At 42.3% G+C, this 18,065-nt stretch carries 20 protein-coding genes and 1 pseudogene; 5 read left to right on the forward strand and 16 right to left on the reverse strand.

The genetic code is table 11. The features are described from left to right. Window positions 1–10: 10 nt before the first annotated feature. From N8A86_RS16145 to N8A86_RS16160, 5 genes and pseudogenes are all read right to left on the reverse strand, one after another. Window positions 11–640: a lysylphosphatidylglycerol synthase transmembrane domain-containing protein gene (locus tag N8A86_RS16145; protein WP_430682203.1), complete on the reverse strand. Its 630-nt coding sequence runs from the start codon at window positions 638–640 to the stop codon at window positions 11–13. Window positions 641–673: 33 nt separating this feature from the next. Continuing rightward, on the reverse strand, window positions 674–883 hold the full coding sequence (locus N8A86_RS22055; protein ID WP_430682211.1) for a hypothetical protein: 210 nt from the start codon (window positions 881–883) through the stop codon (window positions 674–676). Further along, the gene (locus N8A86_RS16150; RefSeq protein ID WP_273566323.1) at window positions 867–1,826 is read right to left on the reverse strand and encodes a glycosyltransferase family 2 protein; all 960 of its coding nucleotides are present in this window, start codon (window positions 1,824–1,826) and stop codon (window positions 867–869) included. Before N8A86_RS16150 ends, N8A86_RS22055 begins: the two co-directional genes overlap by 17 nt. A 34-nt stretch (window positions 1,827–1,860) precedes the next feature. After that, a pseudogene (gene meaB / locus N8A86_RS16155) lies at window positions 1,861–2,904 on the reverse strand (methylmalonyl Co-A mutase-associated GTPase MeaB). 2 nt (window positions 2,905–2,906) lie between these two features. Further along, on the reverse strand, window positions 2,907–3,467 hold the full coding sequence (locus tag N8A86_RS16160; protein ID WP_273566324.1) for a DUF2911 domain-containing protein: 561 nt from the start codon (window positions 3,465–3,467) through the stop codon (window positions 2,907–2,909). A 198-nt stretch (window positions 3,468–3,665) separates the two neighbouring features. Here N8A86_RS16160 and N8A86_RS16165 point away from each other — a divergent pair, with 198 nt between their 5' ends. After that, window positions 3,666–4,088, forward strand: coding sequence for an organic hydroperoxide resistance protein (locus N8A86_RS16165; protein WP_273566325.1), 423 nt, complete (start codon window positions 3,666–3,668; stop codon window positions 4,086–4,088). Between the two features lie 49 nt (window positions 4,089–4,137). On the opposite strand, the gene N8A86_RS16170 is transcribed toward N8A86_RS16165, so the two are convergent. Next, window positions 4,138–4,968 (reverse strand): aldose epimerase family protein, encoded by an 831-nt coding sequence (locus N8A86_RS16170; RefSeq protein ID WP_273566326.1) that lies wholly within the window; start codon window positions 4,966–4,968, stop codon window positions 4,138–4,140. A 186-nt stretch (window positions 4,969–5,154) separates the two neighbouring features. Here N8A86_RS16170 and N8A86_RS16175 point away from each other — a divergent pair, with 186 nt between their 5' ends. From N8A86_RS16175 to N8A86_RS16185, 3 genes are read left to right on the forward strand one after another with little or no spacing between them, the layout of a single operon-like run. Beyond that, window positions 5,155–5,709 (forward strand): RNA polymerase sigma factor, encoded by a 555-nt coding sequence (locus N8A86_RS16175; RefSeq protein WP_273566327.1) that lies wholly within the window; start codon window positions 5,155–5,157, stop codon window positions 5,707–5,709. Next, window positions 5,681–6,268: a hypothetical protein gene (locus tag N8A86_RS16180; RefSeq protein ID WP_273566328.1), complete on the forward strand. Its 588-nt coding sequence runs from the start codon at window positions 5,681–5,683 to the stop codon at window positions 6,266–6,268. Before N8A86_RS16175 ends, N8A86_RS16180 begins: the two co-directional genes overlap by 29 nt. Beyond that, window positions 6,249–7,715: a hypothetical protein gene (locus N8A86_RS16185; RefSeq protein WP_273566329.1), complete on the forward strand. Its 1,467-nt coding sequence runs from the start codon at window positions 6,249–6,251 to the stop codon at window positions 7,713–7,715. Before N8A86_RS16180 ends, N8A86_RS16185 begins: the two co-directional genes overlap by 20 nt. Before the next feature lie 10 nt (window positions 7,716–7,725). Here the strand turns inward: N8A86_RS16185 and N8A86_RS16190 are convergent, their stop codons facing one another. From N8A86_RS16190 to msrA, 6 genes are all read right to left on the reverse strand, one after another. Further along, entirely contained in the window at window positions 7,726–8,922 is a 1,197-nt protein-coding gene (locus N8A86_RS16190) for a Gfo/Idh/MocA family protein (protein ID WP_273566330.1), read from the reverse strand. Between the two features lie 94 nt (window positions 8,923–9,016). Next, complete coding sequence (locus tag N8A86_RS16195) at window positions 9,017–10,345, reverse strand: Gfo/Idh/MocA family oxidoreductase (protein ID WP_273566331.1); 1,329 nt, start codon at window positions 10,343–10,345, stop codon at window positions 9,017–9,019. A 3-nt stretch (window positions 10,346–10,348) separates the two neighbouring features. Further along, entirely contained in the window at window positions 10,349–11,722 is a 1,374-nt protein-coding gene (locus N8A86_RS16200; RefSeq protein WP_273566332.1) for a 3-keto-disaccharide hydrolase, read from the reverse strand. 96 nt (window positions 11,723–11,818) lie between these two features. Continuing rightward, on the reverse strand, window positions 11,819–12,193 hold the full coding sequence (locus N8A86_RS16205; protein WP_273566333.1) for a hypothetical protein: 375 nt from the start codon (window positions 12,191–12,193) through the stop codon (window positions 11,819–11,821). Window positions 12,194–12,347: 154 nt separating this feature from the next. Then, window positions 12,348–14,357: a hypothetical protein gene (locus N8A86_RS16210; protein ID WP_273566334.1), complete on the reverse strand. Its 2,010-nt coding sequence runs from the start codon at window positions 14,355–14,357 to the stop codon at window positions 12,348–12,350. A 97-nt stretch (window positions 14,358–14,454) separates the two neighbouring features. Further along, window positions 14,455–15,138, reverse strand: coding sequence for a peptide-methionine (S)-S-oxide reductase MsrA (msrA, locus tag N8A86_RS16215; RefSeq protein ID WP_273566335.1), 684 nt, complete (start codon window positions 15,136–15,138; stop codon window positions 14,455–14,457). A 309-nt stretch (window positions 15,139–15,447) separates the two neighbouring features. Between msrA and N8A86_RS16220 the strand changes: the two genes are divergently transcribed. Next, entirely contained in the window at window positions 15,448–15,693 is a 246-nt protein-coding gene (locus tag N8A86_RS16220) for a hypothetical protein (protein WP_273566336.1), read from the forward strand. Window positions 15,694–15,720: 27 nt separating this feature from the next. Here N8A86_RS16220 and N8A86_RS16225 read toward each other — a convergent pair whose 3' ends face one another. From N8A86_RS16225 to N8A86_RS16240, 4 genes are all read right to left on the reverse strand, one after another. Continuing rightward, complete coding sequence (locus N8A86_RS16225) at window positions 15,721–16,023, reverse strand: hypothetical protein (protein ID WP_273566337.1); 303 nt, start codon at window positions 16,021–16,023, stop codon at window positions 15,721–15,723. A 20-nt stretch (window positions 16,024–16,043) separates the two neighbouring features. Beyond that, on the reverse strand, window positions 16,044–16,361 hold the full coding sequence (locus N8A86_RS16230) for a hypothetical protein (RefSeq protein WP_273566338.1): 318 nt from the start codon (window positions 16,359–16,361) through the stop codon (window positions 16,044–16,046). After that, on the reverse strand, window positions 16,358–16,912 hold the full coding sequence (locus N8A86_RS16235; protein WP_273566339.1) for a dioxygenase family protein: 555 nt from the start codon (window positions 16,910–16,912) through the stop codon (window positions 16,358–16,360). The genes N8A86_RS16230 and N8A86_RS16235 overlap by 4 nt, the downstream gene beginning before the upstream one ends. Window positions 16,913–16,991: 79 nt before the next feature. Next, window positions 16,992–17,816 (reverse strand): LytR/AlgR family response regulator transcription factor, encoded by an 825-nt coding sequence (locus tag N8A86_RS16240; RefSeq protein ID WP_273566340.1) that lies wholly within the window; start codon window positions 17,814–17,816, stop codon window positions 16,992–16,994. Between the last annotated feature and the right edge of the window lie 249 nt (window positions 17,817–18,065).

Here is an 18,065-nt window from a genome sequence, read left to right on the forward strand (position 1 = left end):
GCACATTTTTTCATTCGGTAGCAACCTGTAAATCTACTTTCTTAAAATGGTAAAAAATGCCTAACAGTGATACTATAGCGGTAATCAGGAAAAAAACCATACTTACACCAACAGAAGTGTTTTGATCCAAAGCCAATAGGGTAGCACCGTAATAGAAAGTGACTTCCCGGCTTCCTATTCCGCCAATGGTCAAGGGCAAGACCGAAACTATCGATGATACCAAAAATATAAACAAATATGCTGTAATATCTACAGCGATTCCCAAAGACTTTAAAATAAAAAACGCACTGCATAATTGTGTGAGTTGCACGAATGCAGAATAGCTAAAAGATTTCCAAAAAATGGGAAGCATTCCTGAAAAGAAACGCTTGTTCATTAACCAAAAAATCAGAAGGCTGAAAACAATTGCTATACCGAACAACCATTTCGTATTCCGAAAAAGCTCATTTTGAACAAATAGTGCCAATATACAGGCGTACAAGAACAAAAGTAGTAACCCGCTTAATCGGTCTAAAACCAAGACCGACACTACTTTTTTAGTATTGACTTGAAATTTCTTTCGGATTACATATCCTTTATAAGCGTCGCCGCCTATACCTCCCGGAAGAAATAGATTGTAAAACATACCGAGCAAATACAGCTTTAAATTACTTTTTTTGGGTCAGAAAAACACCTAGTTGATGGAAATACAGGTTAAGCCGAAAAGCCGCGATAATTTTTGAAATGACAAAAAAAGAAGTGCCAATAAAAAGTAAAAAGGATTTGTTGTGCGAAGTATATCGAAAACTTCCGAAAAGTCGACCTTGGTAAAGATAAAATAGATAAGCACCGCACTGATGGCGATTTTCAGCGCGGAAATAAGTGCCTTACGCTGCTTTGCCACCGATGGTTACTTTTTTAATTCGGTAGGGACGCTTGTTCTGGGATTCGTAATAGGTACGTATCAGCAATTCCATTACAATACCGATGGTAAACAATTGTATTCCGGCAAGAATGAACATGAGTCCGAAAATCAACAAGGGGCGGTTGCCGATATCCTCTCCCCAATAAAATTTCACGAAAAGGAGGTACATATTGATGACAACCCCCAATAAAATCAGTAAAAATCCAAAAATGCCGAAGAGATGGATAGGCCGTTGAAAATACTTTCTAATAAAGAGCAAAAGCATCATATCGGCCACTACCTTGAAAACCCGTTCCAGTCCATATTTTGATTCACCTGCATGCCGGGCATGGTGTTTAACGGGCACTTGTTTGATCTGGGCTCCTTCCAAGTAAGCCAGTAAGTTGATAAATCGGTGCATCTCACCGTAAAGGTTAAGGTCTTTGGCAATATCTTTGGTAAAGACTTTAAGAGCGCAACCGTTATCCTTTATATCCAATTTGGTAACTCGCCTGACGAGAAAGTTGGCAATCTTTGAGGGTATTTTTTTGATGGGGGAGTCTTTACGCTTTTGACGGATACCCGTCACTACATCATATTCACCGCTAACGGCATATTCCAACATTTGTGGTATATCGCTAGGGTCGTTTTGAAGATCCCCGTCCATGGTAATGATATAATCACCACGGGCATAGTCCAATCCTGCGGCCAATGCCAGACTCTGACCATAGTTTTTCTTAAGTTCCAGCAGATGTACACGTTCATCGTTGAGGTTCTTGATTACTTTGCGCGTACCGTCCCTTGAAAAATCATCGATATAAATAATTTCATACTGATAACCTGCAAGACTTTCGTGAATCTTGTCGGTCAAGAGAACGACATTTTCTTCTTCGTTGTATAGTGGAACGACGATGGAAAGCAAAGACGATGTAACGGGATTCATCAAAGAAAATTAGGGTTTGGCAAAGTTATGTTTTTTATTTCTTCTGGTTTTCATACATCTTCAGCAGCTTTTCAGCTGCCATGAAGGAGAAACCGTACTTTTTTGAACTTCCAGTAAAAGAATCTCCAATTCTTTCTTGATAACGGGATGGTTATAAAAGTGCCGCCTAAGCCTATCATCGATACTTTGTAACAACCAACTCTTGTACTGTTCTTTTCGATTTGTCTCGAAATGGCCGGTTTTTTTGCGAGCTTGAAAAACTCCGACAGCATTTCCCATATTTCAGCGATGCCGGTCTTCTCATAGGCGGAACAGGTCAGGACTTTAGGGATCCATCCATTCGCTTTGGGAGGATATAAATGTAACGCCCTTGTAAATTCTGTCTTGGCCCTATCGGCCGCATCTATATTTTTTCCGTCCGCCTTGTTGATGACCAAGGCGTCGGCCATTTCTACAATACCTCTTTTGATACCCTGAAGTTCGTCTCCGGCTCCTGCCAGTTTTAGCAAAAGAAAAAATCAACCATGCTATGAACCGAGGTTTCGCTCTGACCTACACCTACGGTCTCGATAAGGATGACATCGAATCCCGCCGTTTCACACAGAATCATAGACTCCCTAGTCTTTCTGGCTACACCACCCAGAGATTCACTGGATGGCGAGGGCCGAATAAACGCATTGGGGTCTTTGACCAGTTCGTTCATCCGGGTCTTATCGCCCAAAATACTTCCCTTACTTTGGGTGCTCGTGGGATCGATGGCGAGTACGGCGACTTTTTCCCCGATTGAAGTAAGGTGTAAGCCCAAAGCTTCGATAAAGGTACTTTTGCCCACACCGGGTACTCCGGTAATACCAATTCTAAGACTGTTGGATTTTTTTGCTAGGCATTGTTCCAAAACGGCGCTGGCCTTTTTTGAGTGCTCAGGTTGAACACTCTCGACAAGTGTAATGGCCTGGGCCAATGCCGTTCGATCACCTTTTTTAATACGGGACACGAGTTCCTCTTCCGTAGGGACTTGTTTCCGTTTTCGCAGTACTTTCGAAGTACGCTTCAGGTCGCTGTTCTTTTTCTCGCTCAATGCTATTGGCTAATAGGGACTTTTATTTCCGTTTCGTCCCATGATAAGGTAAGATATAGTTGTTGAGTGTCTTCAAAATCTATTTGAAAACTTTCTTGCGGTTCGGATAAACGTTCCGTAGGAACTTCAACTTTAACAACATCGCTTTCAGGGTTTCGCGTGGTTTCTGCACCTGCGCTGAGTATGGTAACGCCCCATTCCGGAACTTCCTTGTTGAAGAATATCGTCCACTTTTCAGGGTTGGGTTTTGTCCATAACGAATATGTGCCCTGGGACAAAGTCTGATTACCGACCTGTATATCTGATTTTGTGGTAAAAGTTGTTGGTTCGTTAGCCCCTGTTCTCCATACCGCGTCGTAGGGGACCAATTCACCAAAAATAACCCGGCCTTTTTTAGAGGGACTGCTATATTTCACCGCTAGATCTAAGCCATTCTTGGTATAGGTTGCCACTTTTTCCGGGCTATGTTTTTTCGTCTGTTCCTGCAAATAAGGCTTTCCAACGGTAAAGAAAAGAACACCTAATACTACCAAGACGATTACCAACCATTTTAAAAATTTCATATTTCCGTATTAATATTTCTCCTAAATTACTAAAACCAGTTCTATTGTACTTCATTTTTAGTCTTTTCGGGTTTAATCAGCCCGCCTGCCTGCAGGTTTGGAATTTTATCTGTCTTGTAACTTTCACATAAATTTAATATCCCGTTTTATGGGGATTGACTTGCAAGAAGTATATTATCCCTCATAAAAAAATAGAAAATGAAGACGATTTTTAAAACAAAAGCGACCAATGAAGGTGGCAGAAACGGACATGTGAAAAGTGAGGATGGGGCAATCGATTTTGATATCAAAATGCCGGAGGGCAAGAAATCTGATGGAAAATCAACAAATCCGGAACAACTTTTTGCCGCTGCTTATTCCACTTGCTTTGCTGGTGCACTTCAAGTTGTGGCCAAGGAACATAAAATAAATGATCTTGGCGATTTCAGCGTGACCGCAGTTATATGTTTCAACAAAGATGAAGATGGTTTTTTCATCGGTGCGACGCTTGACTGTTACTTGCCAACTGTAGATATGACCACAGGGGAAAAATTGGTCAATGCAGCCCATGAGATATGCCCGTATAGTAAGGCGACCCGAGACAATATAACGGTCAAGTTAAATTTATTGATTGAAGAATAAACAAGAGCTAGTGTAGTATAAATCCCGATACCTTCAAGTATTGGGATTTTTATATTTCAATATCGAACGTAAACTTGGAATCGTTTAAATAACGTTCTCCCGGCCGCAATACACTACTTGGAAAATTCTTTTGGTTCGGGGCATCGGGATAGTTTTGGGTCTCAAAGCAAATGCCAGGAAAATGAGGTGGCGTATAGACCACTACGGCTGGCTGATTGGTACTTACTTCCATTGAGATTCCTGATTTTTTGGAAGAGACCTTCGCCGCTGTTGCTGCGTCCGGATTGATTATGTAGGGTGTATCCAAAGGTTGGCCGGCTATTTTCTTCCGATTCAAAAAATCGTACTCCGTATTTTTTACCGTAATAATATTCCCGGTCGGGAGTAGGTTCTCTTGGGTCTCGACCATTTGGGAACAATTCAACTGCAGTTCATAGTGGTTGACCGATTCAGAATCGTCCAACTTAAAATAGGAATGGTTGGTCAGGTTTATGACCGTCGTTCGGTCGGTAGCGGCTTCATGGGTAATCTGTAACGTATTTTCTACCAAACGATAGGTCACGAAAACGTTCAGGTTTCCTGGATAGCCTTCCTCCAAATGTTTACTGAAATACGATAGTTTTACGAAAGGGTTTTTTCCTCGATGTACTTCCTCGATCGTCCAATATTTTTTTCCGAAGCCTTCCTTCCCTCCATGTAAATGCATGCCATGCTCGGTAAATAAAGGGTAGGTTTGTCTATCGAGTTCGAACTTGCCCTTTGAAATGCGTCCCGCATAACGCCCGACACAGGCACCTAAAAAGGCCTTGTCGGTAGGGTATAGGCTAGGGTAGTCATAGCCAACAACTACGTTTCGTGAATTTCCCTCCTTGTCCTTCACCAAGATTTTTTGAATAATCGCCCCATAGTCCAAAACGATTAATGTAATAAAAGGGAATATTTATGGTAACTTGTTTCAAGCCTTACGGTTTATTTCAATGTAAAAATACTTGATTTTTGCAACATCGGTATTTTTCTTTCGTCCTTAAGGTAACAGAACAATCAAAACCAACAACGAAACTCGTACATGTTTCAAATTGATGTCGTAGAACGGTGCAAAGCCAATGACAGATCAGCGCAGCTGAAACTGTATAAACAGTATTGTGACGGTATGTTCTGTGTGGCCATGCGATTTTTGAAAAATGCGGACGATGCCGAAGATGTACTTCAAGAATCGTTTATCAAGGCCTTTCAAAAAATACATCAATTCGAGGGAGAGGTCAGTTTCGGGGCATGGTTGAAGCGGATTGTCGTCAACAAGAGTATTGATTTTTTGAAATCGAGGAAAGAAAAAATGATGGCATTGGATGAAGGATATATGCATATTGCAGAAGATGAGGATTGGACGGTCGATGACGGAATTACCATTGAAGAAGTCAAGGAGGCCATTGAAAAACTTCCGGAAAAGTACAAATATGTGGTCATGATGTTTTTGGTCGAAGGATATGACCACAGTGAAATATCCGAAGTACTCGATTTGACAGAAACGACTTGTAGAACACGACTACTGCGCGGAAAGGGTATGTTAAAGGAAGCATTAAAACAAAAAAACTATGGCACAGGATCTTGGGGAAATATTTAAAAAGGAACGGGAAGTCAAAAACTTTCAGATGAAACCGGGTCATGAAGAGCGGTTTTTGGAACGCTTGGAAAATGAACTTCCCGAAAGGAGAAAAACGGTCTTTGCGTATTGGAAAATTGCGGCGGCCGTCTTGGTAATGATCAGTGCGGGTTGGTTTGCCTACCAGCAATTGAAACCTGTTGATATCTCTGTAAAAACTACTGTTGTAGATAGAAATAATATCGAAGATGGTCCGGAAGGCATTTCCTTGGGCGACCTATCCCCGGATCTTAAAAAAGTAGAAAATTATTATGTAGCTAATATCAATCTGGAACTTTCACGACTTGAAATTTCCGAAGAGAACAAGACCATGGTCGATGGTTTTATGAATCGATTGGCAGATTTGAATGTTGAATACAAACGATTGAACATCGAACTGAACCAGATAGGCCCGAACGACCAGACCATAAACGCCTTGATCAAGAACCTGCAGCTCAGATTGCAATTGCTGCATAAATTAAAAGAGAAGTTGAACGAATTAAAATCATCAAAAAATGAACATGACACAAATATCATTTAAATCGATCATACTTGCACTGTGCCTCATCAGCATCAGTGCATATGGTCAGAAGCAGACCAAAACCTTCAAGGAAAGTTTTAAGGTCAACCCAGATGCGATATTGGACATCAATACGAGCCATGCCGATATCGAATTCGAAACATGGAACAAAGATGAAGTTTTGGTCGAAGCGACCATCGAGATCGATGGGGTTTCCGATGCCGATGCCGATGCCTATTTCACGGACGGGGCGATAGAAATCCTTGGAAACAGCAAGAAAATAACGATTTCGACCGGTGGTGGCAACGGCTTATTTTTTAGCAACTCCGTTGGCGGATTTAACGATTTCGATTTTCATTTTGACTATCCCCTGCTTCCGGATATGGATTCCCTATTGTTCGATACGCACGATATGCATGAGTTTCCTGAACTTTTTGAAGTGCCTCCTATGCCAAGAATGCCCCGACCGGAATTCGATTATGAGGCCTTTAGAAAGGATGGAAAGGAGTATCTGGAAAAATGGCAAAAAGAGTTTTCAAAGGGCTTTGACAAAGAATATGAGGAAAAATTGGAACGATGGGCAGAGCGAATGGATGCCCGACGACAAAAACGAGAGGATCAACGTGCCTTGATGAAGGAGAAAAGGGAAGAATCCCGAGAGCGCATGATGGAAAAACGTGCCGAAATGAACCAGCGAAGGGCCGAAATGAACGAAAAACGCAGGGCATTGCTGGAAGAGCGCCGAAACCTACAGCACCATACTGGAAATGGAATAAAAAGTATTATCATTCAAAGCGATAGCCTGAACGGTGGCCAGAACATGTACTATTTTTCCACCGGGGGAGAAAACAAAAAGTACAAGGTCAAAAAGACAATTAAGGTAAAACTGCCCAAATCGGTCAAGATCAAGATGAACGTGCGACATGGGGACGTGAAATTGGCCGAGAACACGAAGAATATCAATGCGACATTATCATATGCCAATCTGCTCGCAACCACTATTGACGGAGATGCCACAATAATCAATGCTTCGTATTCTCCGGTAAGCGTTCAAAACTGGAACTACGGACAGCTGCAAACCAGTTATTCTGACAATGTAAATTTGAAGGAGGTGCTCAACTTACGGTTGAGCGCCACTTCTTCCGATGTGGTTATCGACCGATTGCTCAAAAGTGCGTATATCAAAAATGATCTGGGCCCGTTGCGAATCAATGCCATATCCAAAGATTTTGAGGATTTGGATATTTCGTTGCAGAATGCCGAATTGGATTGTGAGTTGCCTTCTTCTTCCTACACTATTTATGTGAACGGAATCTCTTCGAAATTCAGTTGTCCTTCAAATTTGAAGTTAGAGCGTACCGAAAACCTGAACAGTTTTATTCAAAAAGGATATCATATTACAAAAAACACAGATCGCTCCATCACTATCAATTCAAAATATAGTAACGTCTCTCTTGACGAAAAGTAGTTTTTCGCCGCTAACTTTCCAGACCCAAATCTGAATTCCAACGCACGATTTTATCATGATGCATAGCATCGAGTCCCATTTGAACACAGGCCGCTGCTTTGGCGCCCGAAATGATATTGGAGATCGGTTCGGTATTGTTCAGAACACTGTCCCTAAAATCAAGTAGTGCCTGCTTGCTAGGATCTTCATGTGCTACTTCGACAGGAATTCCTTTGCCTTGATCCCATTTTACCGTAGCTCCGGCAACCCCGTCAACATTGACCATTTGTTTGTTTTCTTTTCCTTCGGGATAAAACCAAGCTTTGGTATAATCAAGAATAATCGTACCCTTATCGCCCATGACCTTGATTTGATAATCGTCCATGGCGTTGCTAGTCAGGCACGTGAATTTAGCCTTTATCCCATTGGGATAACTATATAAAAGATGGACATTGTCATAAGTCTCTCGACCATCTTTCCAATAGTCGATGCCGCCTACGCCCATGACCTTTTCAGGTACGCTCTCGGTCACCCAGTTTACAAAATCGATTTGGTGGGAGCAGAGTTCGGCCACCAATCCCCCCGAAAATTCACGGTACATGCGCCAGTTGATGTTCCGTTCCAATTTGGGGTCGGGTACGGGTCGTCGCCAATCGCCGTTACGATTCCATTGGCATTCGAAGGCTGTTATTTTACCGATTTTTCCATTGCGGATTAAATCTACGACATGGGTGTATAGTCTTGAACTGTGGTATTGATGACCGGTTTGAAATATTTTGTCCGATGTTTTTACCTTGCCCACTAGATTTCCTATTCCGTCGAACCCTTTGGCCATGGTCTTTTCGCAGTATACATGTTTGCCGGCATCAAGCGCGTCCATAGCAATTTTGGAATGGGTGTTGAAGGGAGTGGCGATCAACACGGCATCTATATCCTGATTTTCTAGAAGTTTGCGATAGTCTTTATAGCTTTCGGCTTGCCCATCGACTTTGCTTAGACCGCCTTCCAATCGAAAAGGAAGAATATCACAACAGGCTACTACATTTAGATTTTCAATTTCATTGATAAAAGGTATCAGGCCGCCTCCGCGATCTCCCGTGCCGATGACCCCGATGTTAATGGTATCGATGGTATTTTTTGATGATAGGATATGGCCCAACGATATATTGGATGTGGCGATTGCCGATGTCGTCAATGTGCTTTTGATTACGAAGTCTCTTCTTTTCATTTATTGATAGATAAATCCGAATGGGAAATGATTACGGAATACACTCCGTCCCTAAATCGATTCAAAGTGCCCACTGCTACTGCAAACTGAATACTCACAATTTAGGCTCCCATCCATTTTCATATTCCCGCTTCCAGCTTTTCATCACTTTTTCGTTGTTCAGTACCTTACCAGTAGCTTGGTCTATTTTCAGCATTTCTCCCACATCTTGTGCCATATTGCCTAAATGACAGAGCATGGTTGAGATACTGGCATCGTTGATGTCGGCTTGCAGGCTTTCGTCTTTTCGTATTCCGGCAAAGAAATTGGCGACATGGTTGACATCCAAACTGCCTTCGCCACGTGTATTTGTTGTTGCGCTTGCCGCTCCTTCTTTTTCCTCTTTTATCAGTTCGCCGCCCAGATCGAAAAGTTTATAAAAGTTACGGTCGAGCATGATGGTGCCTTTGCTTCCGTAGATGGTAATGCCCCGTCCAGGTTGTTCTGGTTTGATTAAACCTCGACTATGGCCTGTCCAGGTAATGAACTTATCCCCAGGGTATTTGAAAGTGACCTGTTGGTTATCGACAAATTCCCAATCGTCGTCATAGGCATATTTCCCTCCAAAGGAAGTTACGCTTTCCGGCAAGTTTACACCAAGGGCCCAACGACACATATCGACTTCATGGGTGCCATTGTTGTGCATCTCGCCCGTACCCCAATTCCGGAACCAATGCCAGTTATAGGGGTGAATATTGTCTTTATAATCTTTACGGGGCGCCGGACCTTGCCAAAGCTCCCAATCCAAAGTTTTTGGGACATCGATTTTCTTACCGATACCAATAGAACCACGATTATTGGAATAATAAGCTTCTCCTTTAAAGACATCGCCTATAATTCCGTTTCGAATATCATCAATAGCCATAATCGAGGTTTTGGCAGATCGCTGTTGGTTGCCCATCTGTACTTTTTTACCGTACTTGTTTTGTGCCTCGACCAACAGTCCGTTTTCATGGGGGTTATGGCTACAGGGTTTTTCAACATACACATGCTTACCTGCTTGTAGTGCCATTATGGCCATGGGTGCATGCCAATGTTCCGGGGTGGCGATAAAAACGGCATCGACATCCTTATCTTCCAGCATTTTTCGAAAATCCTTTTCCACTTTCGGTACATAGCCTATATTTTCTTGGCACCAAGTATTGTGTTCCTCCAGGATAACATCGTCTACGTCACAACTGTAAACAATTTTTGCATTGGGATCCGCATGAATGGCCTTGACATGAGCCTTGGCACGACTACGCACACCGATGATGGCACAATTGATTTGGTCGTTGGAACCCAAAATATTGCCGTAACCAAATTTTGGCAGTACGAGACCACCTAATGTTACGGCGGCTGTTCCGGCTGAGGTCTTTTTGATAAAATTACGTCTTGTGGTCATAGTTTATTCTTTAGCGATTGGTCGAATTTTTATGTTTTTGAAGGAAACTTTGTCCCCGTGATCTTGCAATAGAATATGCCCTTGTTCGGATTCACCGAATTTGGGCCATTTTACATATTTGCTCTCGGATACCAGTTTTCGGTACTCAGGACTTTTTCTTTCATATTCCAACACTTTCATCCCATTCAACCAGTGCTCTACGTGATTATCTTTTGCAATGATGTGGGCGGTGTTCCATTCGCCGGGCGCATTCATGGGTTTGTTCTGGTCTGCCGAAATGAGATCATAAAGTGAGGCAACAGTTCGGCTACCTTCGTGATTTCCCAATTTGGCATCGGGATGTTTTGCATCGTCCAAAATCTGATACTCAAGGCCTATGGATGACCCAGGACCTTTGTTGATGTCGGTATCCACATAATATTTGATACCGCTGTTCGCCCCTTCCGTAATCATGAAATCAACCTTTAGTTCGAAATCGCCGTACAAATCCTTGGTTACGATATCGCCACCGGCGGCCGATTCTTCGCCACCAGAGGGTAGCACTGTCAAAACTCCATCGCCAATCTCCCAACCTGAATCGGGGAACTCATCTAATCTTGCACCGCGCCAGCCGTTCGTCGTTTGGCCATCCCACAGCATTTTCCAACCATTCTTTTCTTCATCAACGCCTACTTTATTTTTGGTAATTATGGGTGGAATCGGGAAGGGTTTTGAATATTTTGAAAGGCTATCGGTCAGAATTTTGATGTTTTTCCAAATGATTTCGGTACCTGCTTTGTTTTCCTTTGGAATGCTGTGTACCTGTAGTCCTATAAAACCACTAGCGGTCTTATCGTCGATCAAATGCGCTGCTGGAACCCCGTTGATCCAAGTTTGAATTGTATCGCCGATCGCCTCGATCCGATAGTGGTTCCAATCGTTTTGTTTGAACGCTTTTTGGGCTTCGGGATTATCGGTCAATGGGTTCAGCCAACCTCTTCGTGCTTCATCATAGATGCCCGCACTCCAGGCACGATCTGACGGGTCGATCTCGATTTGATAGCCGTGTACGCGTCCATCCCTATAATGCGGATAACTGTTACTACGTATCTGTACCCCCGAATTCATGGTGGAATCGACCATATATTCAAATTCCAAAATAAAATCATCGTACATCTTATCGGTGGTCATAAAAGAATTCGGGGTGTCATGTACGGTGGAGCCGACAATCATTCCATCCCGAACTTCGTAGTTGGCTTCGCCTCCTTTTTGGGTCCAACCGTTGAGGGTTTTTCCATCAAAAATTTCAATCCAAGGGATATCGTCTTTTTTGGTTTCGGCACATCCTATTAAAAGTATTGTAATCCATGTTAATGCGAATATTTTCTTGTAATTCATACAGGCCCGTATTTAAATAAAAAATTTACTCCCTAAATCTACAAATAAAAAAGCGACCTGAAATAAGTCGCTTTGTGATAATTACATGCCCATGAATCAATTCGATTCCAACACTTCGATATCGTACAGACCGCTAACGGGCCTTCCGTCACTGGTAATACCTTCTACCTTGACCCAATAGCCTCCTGTTTGATCTCCGGTGTAGAAGTCCAAAGATGATTCTCCTTCGTCGTTCAAAGTAACTTCGGGCTCCCAGAAAAGGGTCGTCCGATAATCGGGTTTCTCAGGTTTTTCCTTTGCATAATCGGGGGTGTAGAATTCACGCGCCTTAAAGAAACCGGGTATTTTAAATTTAGTAATTCCTGGGTATTCCTGAGGTGTTAGATTGTCTAATTGGAAACCTCTATTGGTATAAACAGCAATTACACCTGATGCTCCTCTAGCTCCCCACAATGCTGTATAGAACCCCAAACCACATCGATAAAAGCTACTTCGGTTGCCCTGAGGGGTTGTAGAAAAGATAAATCAGTTGCTATCCCATCAACAAGCACTAATGGATTTGATCCTGAATTGACGGTCCTGGGTCCACCAGGTAAACTAATACCTTGCATTGGATAGATACCGGTCACCCAAACACCGGGCATTCTTGCCAACAAATCCATAGCACTAAGGGCTTCACTCCCAGCAATGGAATCCTTATATACGCGTCTAGAAAAAAGACCAGAAGTTGTTTCTGCATTGTATTCCTCATTGATAATCTGCCTAGGCGATTTTTTCTTTCCGACACGACAACCTCGTCAAGCCGGGTCACCTTTTTTGGATCGTACTTGAAGTCGGTCACTTTTTTTTCGTACGCCTCCTTTAAATATTCTTGGGCCAGTTCAATGGTACGGCGATTGGTACGCTCTGTTTTTTTAAGTCGTGAGGGTAATTCGGGCCGTTGATCTTCCAAGACGATGGAGAAATTTTTTCGTTTGTATTCCCATTTTGGTATAGAATCGTAGGCCTCTACGGTAGCTTCAAGGCTGTCTTGAAAATAGAAGGGCCCAAAACTAAACTTACCCTGAGACGTTGTCTCTTTCTTCGCATTAAGAATGTCAGGACCATAGATATTAAGTGTCGCGACGGTTTGCCTAGTTTTAAACGGTTGGCCGAAAACTGTAGTACGACCATCGATCATAATGCCCTTTTCCGGAGCATAGGTAGGTGCCTTGCTGACGTTTTTGGATAGCATGTCTTTCCAAACGAAGCGTCTCCAACCATGGGTGAGCATAAGCGCGTCCAAAAGAAATTTGCGCTCCTGCGAATCATCGGCAAAGAAATAATCGGGATTTTGTACCGTACCTCCCAAATCGGAATCTAAAAGGAGCCAACTTTTGATATTGGTTGTCGAGACGTTGCCACCTGTTTTTGACACGACACTCATGGAGAAGTCCCCTTTGAGCGGCTTACCTTTTTCGTCGGTAAGAGTTACGTTCAAGTCCACCTTTTCTCGTTTTCCGAATTCTTTCGCGGGTGCCGAAATGGTGAGCAAGGCATCATTGTCAGGATCATCGATAAAGATCAAGCGCTCGCTTACCGGCTCGCCATCTGGGGCGAAAAGGGTGAACTGGGCTACACCGTCTTGTAGCTCATCGGTATATATTTTAGTAGCGTACGAATCGTTGTCATCTGACTGTCCGATGCGCTTGAATATCAGGTCGCCTCGTAAATGCCCTACTAAGATAGTTCCTGCGAGCCCTTCAGGTTCGTTGCTTGCCACTTGAACAAGCAAATGATCTTTCCTGTTCTTCAAACTGAGCACATACCCTTCTGACAGTGCCTTGGGTAGCGGAAATCGTTCTTCTTCGCCATTGAATACTACGCTGGCATAATATTCGGTGTCGGGCAGGGGCGTGAAGCCTACGCTGCCCAAACCGAATTCGAGGCTTTCGAAAGGTTCGATAACGTTGCCTTCTTTATCTTTTATGGCTCCCTTGAAGGCGATACCGTTGCCCTTGGCATCCAATACCTCCAATCCCATTGTTGCAGGCAGCCCCTGTACGAGATTCCCACCTTCCGGAAAGAACTTGATGTTGGGTTTGCCGAAAACGGTATTGGCACTGGTCGCATTTCGTTCGAAGCCACGCAACGACCTGGTGAGCGGAACCTGATCGGCGGTCATGTTGCTTCGCACTTCCTGTACGAAGATCGGTACGTTTTTCTCGAAAATGACCGGTTCCTCTTCATTGAGCATATATTTGGTATACGAGCGCAGGGTGTAATCCCCTTGGGGAATGGTTTCGTCGATTTCGATGTCGCCCGAGGCTCCAAGGTCATTGACGAAGAGTTTGCGCTGGGCCACGATGCTATCTTGGTTATTTACCAATTCCACATAGACCACATTACTTTTTGCGGTACGGCTGTGCGAAATGCCATCCACTAGATAGGTCTTGAACCAAATGGTCTCGCCATTGGTATAGAGGTCCTTATCGGTATGCAGGTATGTTTTTTCAGGGGCTTGGTTACGGTTGTAGTCTAAGAGTCTTTCCGTAATCTTTTTTAATAGCAGCCGCTCTTGTGATAATGTGGTAAAGGCGAGAATAGAACAAAGACCTACGAATCCAATTATAAAAGTAATGCCTGCTTTCTTCATAGTAATGCTATTATTGTTTATTTAAAGATAGAGCAAAGAATCTTTTATTAGGATAAGGTTTACAAAATTTTAACATCGACGACCTAATTACATTTCACTAATGTGCATCCTCCTTCAAATACTCGGGAAAATTCTTTTTGAACCGATTCAACCTCGGGATGGACACATTTCTTATGTATGAATTATTCGGATTTTTCAGCTCATAGTCCTGATGATACTCCTCGGCATCATAAAAGATTTCGAATGGGGTCACTTCGGTAACGATGGGCGCATCGTAGACATTTTGTTCGCGTAAGGCGTTCATATAGTCTTCAATGATTTTCTTTTCTTCGGCGTTTTTATAGAAGGCTACAGATCGGTACTGTGGACCGCGATCGGGTCCCTGTCTATTGAAACTTGTGGGGTCGTGGGAACCAAAAAATACTTGTACCAGTTTCGTAAACGAAATTTCCTTTGGGTCGTAATAGACTTCAACGGCTTCTGCATGCGAGGTAAGTCCACCGCCTACCTGTTCATAGGTCGGATTTTTTTCTTTTCCACCGGAATACCCCGAAATAACTTCCTTGACGCCCTTTACACTTTCAAAAATCGCTTCGACGCACCAGAAACAGCCGCTTGCAAAGTATGCGGTTTCATATTGGCTTAAATCTTGTGGGGTTGGGGCAATTTCTTCTTTTTGGGTTTCCGAATTCTGGGCTTTATTGGATTCTTTTGTTTTTGATTGGCAGCATGCGCTAATCAACGTCATCATAACAAGTGTTGTAATTTTCAATAGCTTCATTTTTTTCTTTTTTTAGTGCCCAAAAGTTACGAATACTTACGCAAGTCTATTTGAAAATGTTTGACTGTGTGGTCAGCCGTTCCGATTTTCACTTCATTTTTGTCATGAATTAGCTTCATAAACCCATGCACTACCGATAAAGTGCTTGATTTCTTCGGTCAATCGTTCCTACAAGGCATTTTTCTGGATTACAAAAATCTGTGTTTCATCGATTTGTGATCACTTTGTCGTGAAAATAGGGCGTTTTACCGAATAATACCGCTCTGAAATGCGTTGTCAGAGGTTATCATATGACCAAACCTTATTACCATGCGAAGTATTCTTGTTTTAATCTTAGTGTTGTTTTTTGGCGTAGTAGCCCAAGCGCAAAGGTCAGCTGTGGAAAAAGTCATCGTTATAAAAGAAACAGAAAATTCAATAGTTAAGCTGAATAATTCTTTCCCAGATAATCATAAGGTGGGCAAAGAACTTTCTCTTTTGTACAAGAGAAGAAGGTCAGCGGTAAAAAAGCATTTGCATTTTGCAGTTCGACGAAATAGGATAAAGGTAGCTTGACACCAATATTTTCCGCTACGTTTTCATTTAATCATTGTTCCAAAAAACACCAGCGGTTTCATTCAAGCGTCTCGTGATTAGATTAAAATTTGTGGGATTTGGATCTAAATCAACATACTTATCCCTGACGTTGCTATTCTTGTACAAAATGAGGGTACTCCTTACTTCCGGATTGATTTTAATAAGATCAACTTCAGAGTCTGAATCCCAAAATGATGGTACAACGGTCAAGGCGACATGTTCAAGGGCCAACTCTTCACCCAAGGATTCCAATAATTTAGTGTGGTCCGTTTTATTGTAATCAATGTCATTCCCATACACAAAATACACCTTTAATCTTTTTGCCCTTTTCAGGCTCTCTGCCTCAAAATATAAAAACCATTTTTTGATTGCCGCCCAATCAGGATGTCTTCCAACAAAGTAAAGAATACCCTGCCGCTTTCCATATTTGCAAACGGGACAGGTCTTTGTGCCCTTATCCGGTCCCCAAGCGTGAAAGGGGTAAATGAAAGTACATCTTCCCCGATGGAAATACCTGAAACAATATCCGTTTTATTGGTTTGGGGATAATTCGGAATGTTCAATCCAAGAATGATATTATGTTCCGCAACCTGAAAACCATTCCGTTTCATAGCTCTCAAAATACCACTGCCTCCCCGGTTGGTCAATGCTTTTCTTTTTCAGTATTCAATAGTCGGTCATCATCAAAGACCAGTTCATCGAGATAATATTCTTTTTCAATATTCGGCTCTTTTACGGAAATGTGAATATGCGCTGGCTCCTTACGATTGGGATAGGGGGCAGGGCGTACCGTATAAATTGTGTAGTTTCCTTGGTCGTCAGATTTTACCCAGCCGCGAATATACCCATGGCGTTTCGCCCTAGGGTCCAAACTTTCGTGGTCGGAGTAGTATCCGGCCGTATCCGTTTGATAGTAGTAAAGTATGACATTGGGGGCGGGTGTTTTTCCATCCTCTCTAAACATTCTTCCTTGAATCATCAATTTTTGTCCATCGAGATGCCAAGCAGCACTAGTATCAACGGCACTTATGGTTTCTGGCATTCCGTAGTACATAAATTCTCCATTTTCGAACGGACCACCAACTATTACATTTTTAATTGACTTTTTCTCAGGAATATTGGTTTTGTTCTGCCCCGAACATGAAGCCATACATAACAACAGAATGAATACAAAGAAGTTGTGGAAACGATTTGTCATACTACCTTTTTGAACAAAATACACAGAAACAAGTTTGTCTAAATGGGAAAACACCTTCAATATGCCTAAAGGAGTAGTATTATATCCCAGTGGAGGCCAATGGCGCCCAATAATTCCGATAATGACGGCTAAACCTAACGGAACTACCACTGGTAAGGGTGGCATCGTAGTCTCCGTTACCTCTTGATTTCAAACCTACGATATGAAGTTTATTGACCAGAACGGACCGGTGAACCCTAATAAACATTTTCGGGTCCAACGTACTTTCAAACTTTTTGAGCGTACCATTGTGTAGATATTTCGTACCATTTGTTGTTATTTCAGTATAAGGCTTGTTTGCAACGATAGATTGAATATGCTCGACCTTAATAGAAATTCTATTTGATCCTTTACGCACCGTTATAGAATTGTCATACATACTATGGAGTGCCTCTCTTTCCGGAACTATTTTTCTAAAATATCGAATAAGCAGTGGTACAAAGGCATAGATAATAAAAGTAATGTAGGCTTGGTTCGATAGTGCAGATTCAAAAATACGCCCATAACGATGCGGATTGGAAAATAAAAGTCGACTGAAAGTTACGAACAACTGGGTAAAAACCAATATATGCGATATCGTTAAAACTAGACTAATAGTCCCAAGAAAGAGTATATTCAAAAGCAAACTATGGGGTCTAAGGGATATATAAATCTTCAGGGCCAGCCAAGTAAAAGGAATCAACCAGAACCAATATATGTTGTAGAGCATGGTTTCCGACCAATAAAAACCTGTGGTATTTATTTGAGATGATATATAATCTTGAAAAATGGCGGCCGCGTAAAGTGTGCCGCAGAATAGAAGTAGGAATGCTAGCTTATTTGCATCGCTAATGGACTTTTTATTGATCAGATCGATTCGTAGCATACGCTCAAATTTTAGTAAAGTGCTCTATAACCACACTTCAATTTAATTATAAATACCTTTTCGCACTACTAAAGCTTTCCTAAAGTTATTGATTTGGTCGATTAACGTCCCTTTTTTCGATAAGGTGTTTTTCGGGTTCTGTGCATTCACCGAGGCTTTTTTGCACTTTATCCGAGTTGTTGTCGGTTAACGAGTATTTGGTCTCGTTGAACGAACCAAATCCCCTAAAAATGGGGTCTGTGGGTTTTA

This window comes from Maribacter halichondriae (assembly GCF_027474825.1).
Lineage (GTDB): Bacteria > Bacteroidota > Bacteroidia > Flavobacteriales > Flavobacteriaceae > Meishania > Meishania halichondriae.

Bases quoted from the DNA above. Each gene is read 5' to 3' on its own strand.
- N8A86_RS16150 (WP_273566323.1), bottom strand. From the start codon at position 1,826: ATGAATCCCGTTACATCGTCTTTGCTTTCCATCGTCGTTCCACTATAC.
- N8A86_RS16160 (WP_273566324.1), bottom strand. From the start codon at position 3,467: ATGAAATTTTTAAAATGGTTGGTAATCGTCTTGGTAGTATTAGGTGTT.
- N8A86_RS16165 (WP_273566325.1), top strand. From the start codon at position 3,666: ATGAAGACGATTTTTAAAACAAAAGCGACCAATGAAGGTGGCAGAAAC.
- N8A86_RS16175 (WP_273566327.1), top strand. From the start codon at position 5,155: ATGTTTCAAATTGATGTCGTAGAACGGTGCAAAGCCAATGACAGATCA.
- N8A86_RS16180 (WP_273566328.1), top strand. From the start codon at position 5,681: ATGGCACAGGATCTTGGGGAAATATTTAAAAAGGAACGGGAAGTCAAA.
- N8A86_RS16185 (WP_273566329.1), top strand. From the start codon at position 6,249: ATGACACAAATATCATTTAAATCGATCATACTTGCACTGTGCCTCATC.
- N8A86_RS16190 (WP_273566330.1), bottom strand. From the start codon at position 8,922: ATGAAAAGAAGAGACTTCGTAATCAAAAGCACATTGACGACATCGGCA.
- N8A86_RS16195 (WP_273566331.1), bottom strand. From the start codon at position 10,345: ATGACCACAAGACGTAATTTTATCAAAAAGACCTCAGCCGGAACAGCC.
- N8A86_RS16200 (WP_273566332.1), bottom strand. From the start codon at position 11,722: ATGAATTACAAGAAAATATTCGCATTAACATGGATTACAATACTTTTA.
- N8A86_RS16210 (WP_273566334.1), bottom strand. From the start codon at position 14,357: ATGAAGAAAGCAGGCATTACTTTTATAATTGGATTCGTAGGTCTTTGT.
- msrA (WP_273566335.1), bottom strand. From the start codon at position 15,138: ATGAAGCTATTGAAAATTACAACACTTGTTATGATGACGTTGATTAGC.
- N8A86_RS16220 (WP_273566336.1), top strand. From the start codon at position 15,448: ATGCGAAGTATTCTTGTTTTAATCTTAGTGTTGTTTTTTGGCGTAGTA.
- N8A86_RS16235 (WP_273566339.1), bottom strand. From the start codon at position 16,912: ATGACAAATCGTTTCCACAACTTCTTTGTATTCATTCTGTTGTTATGT.
- N8A86_RS16240 (WP_273566340.1), bottom strand. From the start codon at position 17,816: ATGCTACGAATCGATCTGATCAATAAAAAGTCCATTAGCGATGCAAAT.